Below are 10,101 nucleotides of genomic sequence, written 5' to 3' on the forward strand. Positions count from 1 at the left end.
GGCTCCACACCTACAATCACCACCGCGGACACACCGCACTCGCAGGCCAACCACCCGCCAGCCGCGTCCCCAACCTCACAGGGCAATACACCTAGGGGTTGAGCAGCCGGGAGCCACCGACCGGGAGGTCCCACAGGTCGTCGGCGCGCCGCCCCGCCGCCCGCCAGGCGGCGCGCACCCTGGTCAGCGGCTGGAGTGGCGGCTCGGCCGAGAGCGCGAAGGCGGCCCAGTGCATCGGCGCCATCCGGGCCGCGCCGACGTCGCGGCAGGCCCGCACCGCCTCCTCCGGGTCGGTGTGCACGGACCGCAGCAGCCAGGGCGGGTCGTAGGCGCCGATGGGCAGCAGCGCGACGTCGATGCCGGGGAACCGGTCGCCGATCTCCGCGAACCAGTGGCCGTAGCCGGTGTCCCCGGCGAAGTAGATCCGGCGGCCGGCCCGGTCGGTGAGAAGCCAGCCTCCCCACAGCGTGCGGCAGGTGTCGGTCAGGGTCCGCTTGGACCAGTGGTGGGCCGGCACGAAGTCGAGGCGGACGGCGCCGCCCGGCGCGGGCAGTTCGACGGCCTCCCACCAGTCGAGCTCGGTGATCCGGCGGAACCGCCGGCGCCGGCACCAGGCGCCGAGCCCGGCCGGCACGAACAGCGGAGTGTCCCTGGGCAGCCGCCTGAGGGTCGGCGCGTCGAGGTGGTCGTAGTGGTTGTGGGAGATCAGCACGGCGTCGATCGGCGGCAGGTCGTCCCAGGCCACGCCGACCGGGGTCAGCCGGGCCGGGGTGGCCAGGATCCGGCGCGACCAGACCGGGTCGGTCAGCACGGTGAGGCCGCCGATCCTGATGACCCAGCTGGCGTGCCCGGCCCAGGTCAGGGCGACGGTGTGGGCGTCGGCGGCGGGCAGCGGCGCCGGGCGGTACGGCAGGGCCGCCGCTTCGCGCAGCGCGGCGGACGAGGGTCGCAGGGCGCCGAGCCGCAGGGCCCGGGCGAACGGCCGCACCCCGGGCAGCGAGGACGTGAGCCGGTCGGTGAAGTCACGCGGCCAGCGGCGGCGCTCGAACAACGGCCGTGGCTCGGCGAGCGGCGGCCGGCCGGCTCCGGCGGGGGGCTCGGTCCGTTCCGTCATAAGGACCAGATCAGCACGCGCCCCCCGGGCGGCAATCCAGCGCGCCGAGCGGCTGGCCCATACCGGTGAACGCGTCCGCATTTCGGAATGGTCTTGCTCGGAATGCGAGACGCGCGGCAGGGTGGTGACATGTCGGAAGCCGTGTACACCCATGGACACCACGAATCCGTGCTGCGGTCCCACCGCTGGCGCACCGCGGAGAACTCCGCCGCCTATCTGCTGCCCGAGCTGAGCCCCGGGCTGACGCTGCTCGAGGTCGGCTGCGGCCCCGGCACCCTGACCGCGGACCTCGCGGCCCGGGTGGCCCCCGGCGAGGTCACGGCGGTCGACCGGGCGGCGGGCATCCTGGACGACGCCCGCGCCGAGGCGGAGTCCCGTGGCCTGACGAACGTCCGGTTCACCACGGCGGACGTGCACGCGCTCGACTTCCCCGACGACTCCTTCGACGTGGTCCACGCCCACCAGGTGCTCCAGCACGTCGCCGACCCGGTCCAGGCGCTGCGCGAGATGCGGCGGGTCTGCCGCCCCGGCGGCGTGGTCGCCGTCCGGGACGTGGACTACGGGGCGATGACGTGGTTCCCCGAACTGCCGGGCCTCGGCGAGTGGCTTGAGCTCTACCGGCGGGTCGCCAGGGCCAACGGCGGCGAGCCGGACGCGGGCCGGCGGCTGCTGTCCTGGGCCCACGCGGCCGGCTTCGCCGACGTCCGCGCCTCCGCCACCGTCTGGTGCTTCGCGTCCCCCGAGGAGCGCGCCTGGTGGGGCGGCCTGTGGGCGGAGCGGACCACCTCCTCCGCCTTCGCCGCCTCGGCCGTGGCCGGCGGCCACGCCACCGAGGCCCGGCTGGCCGAGCTGGCCGACGCCTGGCGGGCGCTGGTCACCGCCGACGACGGCTGGCTGGCCACCCTGCACGGCGAGCTGCTGTGCCGGGTGCCGTGACGGCGCCGGCCGGCCCGGGCGGCGGCCGGAGCAGTCGGCGGGCGTACCAGGCGGCGGCGTGGAGCAGCAGGGCGACGGCGAACGCGGCCCCCGCCCGCTTGGCGAGGCCGGTCAGCACGCCTTCGGCGAAGGAGCCCCAGGGCGCCCTGACGGTCTCGGAGGGATAGCTGGTCGAGGTGGTGCCGTCGTCGGAGGTCTCGGTGATCGGCCGCGCGTAGTCCACCTCGACGGTGTGGCGGTACGCCTCGACGTCGGCGGGGAGCCCGGCGGCGCCGCCCAAGTCGGCGGCCAGCACCAGCAGCGCCACGTCGATCAGCGGCGGGCCACCGGCGGGCGCCTCGCCAGCGTCGCGCGCCCTGGCGCGGCGCCGCCACCCGTACCTGGCGAGCGCCGCCAGGCCGAGGGCGGTGCTCGCGTACTGGAGGAGCCGGGCGACGGTCAGCCCGCCCATCACCTCGGCGCGCAGCGGGTCGAGCCTGGCGACCAGATACCCGTCGCCGTGGGTGAGGGCGTCCCAGGCCAGATGGGTGGCGATGCCGATCAGCGCGGAGAGCACCAGCCACGGGAGGCCGCGCGCCCCGGCCCCGGCCCCGGCCCCGGCCCCGGGCTCGGGCTCGGGCTCGGGCTCGGGCTCCGCCGGGCGGAGGCCGGCGGGCAGCACCGCCGCGACGGGGCGCCGCAGCAGCCGGAGGACGGCGACCAAGCCGAGGGCCGCGGGCAGGTTGACCAGGAGACCGGTCAGCGGCGCGTGTGTCTCGGTGGGGTTGAGCAGCGGCTCGTACCAGCGCGGCCCCGACGCGGACACCCCGAGCACGGAAAGGAAGTACGGGACGTCGGGCGCCACGGCCCCGGCGACCAGGGCCGTGGGCACGAACGGGCGGCGCAGCAGCGGCAGTACCGCGGCGGGGTGGGACAACGTGAACGGCACGCCACCGCCCTCTCGGCTCGACCGGGGTTCTCCACGGCACGCGGGGACGGCGGCGCGCGGAGACGGAACGCGCACGAGAGTATTCATCCAACCTGACTATTGCAACCCGCGGCGGCGCACCCCCTGCCAGCACGCGGTGGCCGCCGCCGCGAGCGGCAGGGCGAGGAGCATGGCGAGGAAGGGGCGGAGGTCGAGCCAGGCGTCCGCGTACGCCCTGCCGAGCAGCGCGGGCGAGGCCAGCGCCATCGCGCCCAGCTCCAGGAGCCCGGAGGACCGCCGGCGCAGGGCGAGCACCATCCCGGAGGCGACGAGGACCAGCAGCGGCCAGGCGCCGTAGTCCGTGGTGACGACGAACCCGCCGGTGCCGACGGCGACCAGCGGGAGCCAGCCGACGCCCGCCATGACCCCGGCGGCGGCCGAGAGGCCGGGATCCGCGCGCCGGTCCGGCGGGCAGGCCAGCACCACGCCGAGCGTCAGCAGCGCGGCCACCGGCACCACCACTCCCCCGCCGCGCGTCGGCTCCACGAGGCCCCACAGCGCGACCGAGCCGAGCAGCCCGCAGCCGGCCGCCACCACGCCCGCCGCCCACCGGCCGGTGAGCGCGACGACGGCGCCGACGCACACCAGCAGCGCGCACCCCAGCCACAGCCCCCACCCGAAACCCGTCGTGGAGAGCTGGACCCACGCCGGGGTCGGCGAGACGACGAACCCGGTGTACCAGCCGGTCAGTTCGAGGCCGGCCACCACGGCGGCGGCCGCCAGCGCGAACGGGGCGGCCACGGCGAACAGCCGCCCGCCGCGCGACGCCGAGTCGAGCCCGAGTCGCACCCGCACCGCGTGCGCGGCCAGGTCGGCGTCCGCCCGCCACCTGGCGGCGCGCGGCAGGCCCGCCGTCATCTCCCGGTGGGTGGTCGCGATCTCCGGCCCGTGGGCCGCCCGGTAGCCGGCCGGATAGAGGCGGATCAGGCGGATCAGCCGATCCGTCATGTCGGTGTCACGGCGGCGCCGCCCAACCCCAGCCGGCGCTTGGCCTCCCTGGCCGTCGCGGCCATCCGCTCGGCCTCGGCCGCCAGCCGCTCCCGCCCCCGCGGGGTGAGGGCGAAGGTGCGGCGCGCCCGCCCGTCCACCACCTCCTCGCGCTCCACCCGGATCAGCCCCTCCGCCAGCAGCCGGTCGAGGGCCCCGTAGAGCGCGCCGGTGCGCGGCACCACCCGGCCGTCGGTCATGGACCTGACCTCCTGGGCGATGGCGTACCCGTGACGCGGCTCGTTCGCCAGGGCCGTCAACAGCAGCAGGGCGAACTCCCGCAACTCGCGCTCACTCATGCCGACAGACTATTCCGCGCGACGGAACAAGGCCCCGCCCACCCCGCCCACCCCGCCGACCGGGTCGGCGGGGTGGGCGGGCGCCGGGGGGACCGGCGTTACGGGACGACCACCGTCTTGCGGCCGATGCCGTCCGCGAACTGGCGCATCGCCTGCGGGTACTCCGCCAGCGGCAGGCGGTCGGTGATGAAGACCTCCGGGTCGAGGATGCCGGTCGCGAACAGCTCGGCGGCGCGCTCGTAGCTGTGCAGCACCGCCATCGACCCGGTGATGGTGATCTCCTGGTTGTAGATCTTGTACGGCTCGATCGTCGCCCGCGCCGCGTAGTCCGCGACGCCGAACTGGAGGAAGGTGCCGGCCTTCGCCACCCGGCCGAGGCCGTCCTGGATGGCGGCCGCGTTGCCGGTGGCGTCGATGACGACGTCCCAGCCCTGCGGCCGGTCGAGTTCGTCGGCCGACGCGGCCGCGCCCGTGCAGCCGAGGACGAAGGCGGTGGCCAGCCGGTCGGGGTTGACGTCGACGACGTCGACCCCGCTGGCGCCGGTGCGCTTGGCCAGCTCCAGCATCATCAGCCCCATGGTGCCGGCGCCGTAGATCAACACCCGGGCGCCCAGCGTGGAGCGCAGCACGTCGTAGCCGCGGATCGCGCAGGACAGCGGCTCGATCAGCGCCGCGTCCTGGACCCGGACGTGCTCGGGCAGCACCACGCAGTTGGCGGCCGGCGCCACCGCGAACTCGGCCGCGCCGCCCGGCATCGAGACGCCGATCGCCTGCCACCGGTCGCACAGGTTGGCGTGCCCGTTGCGGCAGTAGCGGCACTCGTGGCAGTAGAGGGAGGGGTCGACGGCGACCAGGTCGCCGATCGCCAGTTCCGCGACGTCCTTGCCGAGCGCCACGATCTCGCCGGCGAACTCGTGCCCCGGCACGATCGGCAGGCGGGGCGCGAACTCGCCCTGGAGGATGTGCAGATCCGTCCCGCACAGGCCGCAGGCGGCGACCCCGACGACGACTTCGCGGGGGCCCGGGGTCGGGTCGGGAACCTCGGTCACGCTGATCGTCCCGACGGACTCGATCAGGGCGGCTTTCACTTGACTGCTCCTAGTGACAGGCCCTGGACCAACTTGTCCTGGGCGGCGAAGCCGGCGGCGAGCACCGGCAGCGAGATGGCCAGAGCGGCGGCGGAGAGCTGGGCGAGGAAGAGGCCCTGGCTCGTGACGAAGCTGGTGAGGAAGACCGGGGCGGTCTCGGCGCGCACGCCCGTCAGCACCCGGGCGAACAGCATCTCGTTCCAGCTGAAGATGAAGCAGATCAGCGACGTGGCCGCGATGCCGGGCAGGACGACGGGACCGACCACCCGGGCCAGGATCACCGGGAGCCTGGCGCCGTCGAGTTGGGCGGCCTCGATGACGGAGGCCGGCACCTCGGCGAGGAAGGACTGCATCATCCACACGGCGATCGGCAGGTTCATCGACGTGTAGAGGAGGACCAGCAGCCAGATGTTGTCCAACATGCCGGTGTTGCGGGCGAAGAGGTAGATCGGCAGCAGGCCGGCGATGGCCGGCAGCATCTTGGTGGAGAGGAAGAAGAACAGCGCGTCCCGCCAGGCCCGCACCGGCTTGATGGCCAGCGCGTAGGCCGCCGGCAGGGCGAGCAGCAGCACCAGCAGGGTGGAGAAGACCGACGCGGTCAGGGAGTTGATCAGCGGCGGCCAGGGATCGGCGCCGCCGCTCGCGCCGAAGAACTCCCGGTAGCCGTCGAGGGTGAGCGGCGCGAGGAACGCCGGCGGGTTGCTGGCGGCGTCCGCCTCGGAGTGGAACGAGGTCAGCGCCATCCAGGCGACCGGCAGGAAGAAGACCAGACCGGCGAGCCAGGCGAGCGGCCCGAGGGCGCGGGACCTGAGCGTCCTCCTGGTCGGCCTGGTCATGGTCGTCGTGCTCATGGTCGTCGTGCTCATGCTCGACGTGCTCATGCTCGGCTGCCCTCCTCGCGGAACAGGGAGGACACCACGCGCAGCGCGAACGTGGCGAGGATCAGCGAGCCGATGACGACGAGCACGCCGGCCGCCGAGGCCACCCCGTAGTCCTGGGCCTGGGTGAACTCCTGGTGGATGACGTAGGGGAGGTTGGCGGTGCCGAGCCCGCCCGCGGTGATGGTGAACACGGCGTCGAAGTGCTGGACGATGTAGATCGAGCCGAGCAGGCCGCCGAGTTCGAGGTAGCGGCGCAGGTGCGGCAGGGTGAGGTAGCGGAAGATCTGCCAGTCGCCCGCGCCGTCGATGCGGGCGGCCTCGGCGAGTTCCAGCGGCCGGCTCTGGAGTCCGGCCAGCAGGATCAGCATCATGAACGGCGTCCACTGCCAGATCAGGGCGACCTCGACGGCGATCAGCGGCATGTCCGAGATCCAGTCGGGCTGCGGCGCGGTGAAGCCGAACAGGTCGCCGAACCGCGCCAACAGGCCGTTGAGCAGCCCGTACTCGGGGTTGAACAGCACGTGCTTCCAGAGCAGGGCGGCCGCGATCGGCACGATCAGGAACGGCGCGATGGTCATGGTGCGCACCACCGCCCGGCCGCGGAACCTCCGGTCGAGCAGCAGGGCGAGGCCGAGGCCGAGCGCCAGGCTGACGAGGACCACGGTGGCGGTGAGCAGCGCGGTGGTGGTGACCGAGGAGCGCAGGTCGGAGTCGCTCAGCACGGTCGAGTAGTTGTCGAAGCCGGTGAAGCCCCGGTCGTCGGGGTAGAGCGCGTTCCACTCGAAGAGGGAGATCACCAGGGTTGCCACGAAGGGCAGTTGGGTGACGGCGATCATGAAGACGAGGGCGGGCAGCAGCGGCGCCCTGGTGGCCCAGGCGCGGGCCCTGCCGGGCTTGGCCCGGGGCGGCGGCACGACCGGCGTCCGGTCCGCCGCCCGGGTCGCGGGTGGGGTGACGGTGTCGCTCATCGGTTCTGGTACTCCTCCGCGACGTCCTCGGCCATCCGCTGCGCGTTCTCCAGCGCGTCGGCCACGCTCTGCTGGCCGGCGATGGCCGAGCTGATCTCCTGCGAGACGCGGGTGCCGAGGTCGGCGAACTCGGGGATGGTGACGAACTGGACGCCGGGCGCCGGGCGTTCCTGCACACCGGGGTTGATCGGGTCGGCCTCGGCGATGGCGTCCCTGGTCACCTCGTAGAACGCGGCCGCGGCCTCCTGGTAGCGCGGTTCTTCGTAGGTCGAGGAGCGCTTGCCGGCCGGCACGTTCTCCCAGCCGAAGGTCTCGCCGACCAGTTCCTCGTACTCGCGGCCCGAGGCCCAGGAGATGAACTCCCAGGCGGCGTCGGCGTTTCCGGAGGCGCGCTGGATGCCCCAGGCCCAGGTGTAGAGCCAGCCGGAGCTGTCGGTCCGCTCGACCGGGGCCGGTACATAGCCGATGGAGCCGGCCACCGGCGAGTCCTCGGCCTCCAGGGAACCGGCGCCCGCGGTGGCGTCGTACCACATGGCGGCGTTGCCCTGGACCATGTTGTTCAGGCACTCGGCGTAGCCGGCCTGGGCGGCACCCGACTCGCCGTGCTCGCGGACCAGGTTCACGTAGAACTCGGTGGCCTCGACGAACTCGGGCGAGTCGAGGCCGGCCTGCCAGTCGGCGTCGAACCAGGTGCCGCCGAAGGTGTTGACGACGGTGGTCAGCGGGGCGATCACCTCACCCCAACCGGGCAGCCCGCGCAGGCAGATGCCGGCCATCTCCGGCTCGGCCTCCTCCACCTGGGCGGCGAGGTCGGCGACCTCGGTCCAGGTGGGACGCTCCGGCATGGCCAGGCCGTGCTCCTCGAACACGTCGGTGCGGTACATGAGGAACGAGGACTCGCCGTAGAACGGCTGGGCGTACAGCTGGCCGTCCTCGCCGGTGAGGGAGAGGTTGATGGGTTCGAGGACGTCGTCGACGGCGTAGTCGGCGTCGGCCTCGACGTACTCGTCGAGGGAGTGCAGCCACTCGTTGCGGGAGAAGATCGGCGTCTCGTAGTTGCTGATCGTCGCCACGTCGTACTGGCCCGACTGGTTGGCGAAGTCGCGGCTGATGGTGTCTCTGACCTCGTTCTCCGGCAGCACGGTGAAGTTGACCTCGATGCCGGTCTCCTCGGTGAAGTGCTCCGCGGTGAGCTCCTGGAGCTGGGTCATCTGCGGGTTGTTGACCATCAGCACGTTGATGCTGTCGCCGTCGTCCGAGGAGCTGCTGCCCCCGGCTCCGGCACAGGCGGCCAGCAGGGTCAGCGCCGCCGTACTGGCGGCGAGGGCGTGCGCGGTGCGTCGGCTCTGACTGGTGCGCATGGGGGGCTCCTCGGTGGGTCGGTGGTTCGTCGGTGCGTCGTGTCGGGGGCCGGGCGTGGACGTGGGTGTGGCTGTGGGAGTGGGCGTGCGGGATCGTGCCGGCGGCCCGGCCGGGCGGTGGTGTTCGGTCGGGGTCGGGTCAGACCCGGATGACCTGGGGGCCCTGGAGCGAGTAGCGATGGGCCTCGGCCGAGCTGAGGTTGGTGCTGGTGACGATCACGTCGAGGTCGTGGATGTCGGCGAAGCGGCAGAAGCCGGCGGCGCCGAACTTGGTGTGGATGCCGGCGAACACCCGCCGTCTGGAGGCGAGTACGGCCTGCCGTTTGACCTCGCTGACGGCCGGGTCAGGGGTGGTCAGGCCGTGGGTGCGGGAGATGCCGTTGGCGCCGATGAACGCCAGGTCGATGACGAAGCCGGCGAGCATCCTGGCGGTCCAGTGGTCGACGGTGGCGAGGGTGCCGCCGCGCACCCGGCCGCCGAGCAGCAGCACCGTGAAGCCGTCGACGGCGGCGAGTTGGCCGGCGACCGCGAGCGAGGCGGTGACCACGGTGAGCTGGCGGTCCCGCGGCAGGTTCTCGGCGATGAGCTGGGGGGTGAAGCCCTCGTCGATGAACACGGTCTCGGCCTCGCCGGTGAGCTCGGCCGCCGCGGTGGCTATCCGCCGCTTCTCGGGCACGTGCCGGGTGGCCCGCAGCGCGAGGGTCGTCTCGAATCCCGCGCTCTCCACGGGGTAGGCACCGCCGTGGGTACGGCGTAACAGGCCGTGCGCCTCCAGCACCCGCAGGTCGCGGCGGACGGTCTCCTTGGCCACGCCGAGTTCCCTCGCGAGGTCGGTGACCTCGACGGAGCCGGCCCGCCGTGCCGCACCCACGATGGCACGCTGACGCTCCTCCGCGGACATGCCTGCCTCCCCGCAGCCGGTCCGACTCTGTCTTCACGTATGCCCGATTGGGCCCGCACGGAGAGTTCTACCGCCGTGGTACGGGTCTGAACAGTCATGAGGTAGGGATGATCCCGCCCGAATGTGACCGTTTGACGAAGGCGCGGCCCGGGCACGGCACAAGCCGCTGAGCGGCCCTTACGGCCCGCCGGCCGCCGAACGCCGCCCTGGGACGCGGGCCCGCCTCCGGGCCGTCGATGCCCGTTCGACGCCCGTTCCCGTCCGGCGGACGGCCCGGAGGCGGGCCGCCCACCCGGGCAGGTCGTCAGGACGGCCGCATGCGGAACTCGTACTGTTCGGGGAGCGGGTCGTCGGTGAGTGCCGCCCAGGTCTCGGTCAGTGCCTCGTCGCCCTCCCGCAGGTCGGCCACCTCGAAGCCGGCCTCGAAGACCGCCCGGGCCGCGTCGGGTTGGCCGAGGGCCAGCAGGACGCGGCTCTCCAGGAGCCGGAATCGGCCGGCGGCGCGGACCGCCGCCAGCAGCCGGGCGAGGGCGCGGCGCGCGTCGTCGGCCCGGCCGGCGGCGACCAGCGCCGCCACCGCCTCCCTGGCGAGCGCGGCC

General features: G+C 73.7%; 11 protein-coding genes. 1 reads left to right on the plus strand and 10 read right to left on the minus strand.

Features of this window, described 5'->3' with window-relative positions:
• Positions 1-91 precede the first annotated feature (91 nt).
• Positions 92-1,114: an MBL fold metallo-hydrolase gene (locus tag ACYVPE_RS37675; RefSeq protein WP_461038350.1), complete on the minus strand. Its 1,023-nt coding sequence runs from the start codon at positions 1,112-1,114 to the stop codon at positions 92-94.
• A 129-nt stretch (positions 1,115-1,243) separates the two neighbouring features.
• Between ACYVPE_RS37675 and ACYVPE_RS37680 the strand changes: the two genes are divergently transcribed.
• The gene (locus ACYVPE_RS37680) at positions 1,244-2,050 is read left to right on the plus strand and encodes a methyltransferase domain-containing protein (protein ID WP_461038351.1); all 807 of its coding nucleotides are present in this window, start codon (positions 1,244-1,246) and stop codon (positions 2,048-2,050) included.
• Here the strand turns inward: ACYVPE_RS37680 and ACYVPE_RS37685 are convergent.
• From ACYVPE_RS37685 to ACYVPE_RS37725, 9 genes are all read right to left on the minus strand, one after another.
• Positions 1,989-2,978 carry a DUF4184 family protein gene (locus tag ACYVPE_RS37685; protein ID WP_461038352.1) on the minus strand — a complete coding sequence of 330 codons (990 nt, stop codon included), beginning with the start codon at positions 2,976-2,978 and terminating at the stop codon, positions 1,989-1,991. The two genes, ACYVPE_RS37680 and ACYVPE_RS37685, sit on opposite strands and share 62 nt — an antisense overlap.
• Before the next feature lie 96 nt (positions 2,979-3,074).
• Complete coding sequence (locus tag ACYVPE_RS37690) at positions 3,075-3,965, minus strand: hypothetical protein (protein WP_461038353.1); 891 nt, start codon at positions 3,963-3,965, stop codon at positions 3,075-3,077.
• Complete coding sequence (locus ACYVPE_RS37695) at positions 3,962-4,303, minus strand: PadR family transcriptional regulator (protein ID WP_461038354.1); 342 nt, start codon at positions 4,301-4,303, stop codon at positions 3,962-3,964. The genes ACYVPE_RS37690 and ACYVPE_RS37695 overlap by 4 nt, the downstream gene beginning before the upstream one ends.
• Before the next feature lie 98 nt (positions 4,304-4,401).
• On the minus strand, positions 4,402-5,391 hold the full coding sequence (locus tag ACYVPE_RS37700; RefSeq protein ID WP_461038355.1) for a zinc-dependent alcohol dehydrogenase family protein: 990 nt from the start codon (positions 5,389-5,391) through the stop codon (positions 4,402-4,404).
• Positions 5,388-6,227 (minus strand): carbohydrate ABC transporter permease, encoded by an 840-nt coding sequence (locus tag ACYVPE_RS37705; RefSeq protein ID WP_461038359.1) that lies wholly within the window; start codon positions 6,225-6,227, stop codon positions 5,388-5,390. The genes ACYVPE_RS37700 and ACYVPE_RS37705 overlap by 4 nt, the downstream gene beginning before the upstream one ends.
• A 41-nt stretch (positions 6,228-6,268) precedes the next feature.
• Positions 6,269-7,240 carry a carbohydrate ABC transporter permease gene (locus ACYVPE_RS37710; RefSeq protein WP_461038356.1) on the minus strand — a complete coding sequence of 324 codons (972 nt, stop codon included), beginning with the start codon at positions 7,238-7,240 and terminating at the stop codon, positions 6,269-6,271.
• Complete coding sequence (locus ACYVPE_RS37715; RefSeq protein ID WP_461038357.1) at positions 7,237-8,601, minus strand: ABC transporter substrate-binding protein; 1,365 nt, start codon at positions 8,599-8,601, stop codon at positions 7,237-7,239. Before ACYVPE_RS37715 ends, ACYVPE_RS37710 begins: the two co-directional genes overlap by 4 nt.
• A 139-nt stretch (positions 8,602-8,740) precedes the next feature.
• Positions 8,741-9,502, minus strand: coding sequence for a DeoR/GlpR family DNA-binding transcription regulator (locus ACYVPE_RS37720; protein ID WP_132820963.1), 762 nt, complete (start codon positions 9,500-9,502; stop codon positions 8,741-8,743).
• Positions 9,503-9,806: 304 nt separating this feature from the next.
• Positions 9,807-10,101, minus strand: a 295-nt coding sequence (locus tag ACYVPE_RS37725; RefSeq protein WP_461038358.1) for a tetratricopeptide repeat protein, incomplete at its 5' end; no start/stop codon positions are given.

Source organism: Streptomyces mayteni, from assembly GCF_054783955.1.

What these genes read in the sequence shown, in the direction of transcription:
- ACYVPE_RS37675 (WP_461038350.1), bottom strand. Translation starts at nt 1,114, where the DNA reads ATGACGGAACGGACCGAGCCCCCCGCCGGAGCCGGCCGGCCGCCGCTC.
- ACYVPE_RS37680 (WP_461038351.1), top strand. Translation starts at nt 1,244, where the DNA reads ATGTCGGAAGCCGTGTACACCCATGGACACCACGAATCCGTGCTGCGG.
- ACYVPE_RS37690 (WP_461038353.1), bottom strand. Translation starts at nt 3,965, where the DNA reads ATGACGGATCGGCTGATCCGCCTGATCCGCCTCTATCCGGCCGGCTAC.
- ACYVPE_RS37695 (WP_461038354.1), bottom strand. Translation starts at nt 4,303, where the DNA reads ATGAGTGAGCGCGAGTTGCGGGAGTTCGCCCTGCTGCTGTTGACGGCC.
- ACYVPE_RS37705 (WP_461038359.1), bottom strand. Translation starts at nt 6,227, where the DNA reads ATGACCAGGCCGACCAGGAGGACGCTCAGGTCCCGCGCCCTCGGGCCG.
- ACYVPE_RS37710 (WP_461038356.1), bottom strand. Translation starts at nt 7,240, where the DNA reads ATGAGCGACACCGTCACCCCACCCGCGACCCGGGCGGCGGACCGGACG.
- ACYVPE_RS37715 (WP_461038357.1), bottom strand. Translation starts at nt 8,601, where the DNA reads ATGCGCACCAGTCAGAGCCGACGCACCGCGCACGCCCTCGCCGCCAGT.
- ACYVPE_RS37720 (WP_132820963.1), bottom strand. Translation starts at nt 9,502, where the DNA reads ATGTCCGCGGAGGAGCGTCAGCGTGCCATCGTGGGTGCGGCACGGCGG.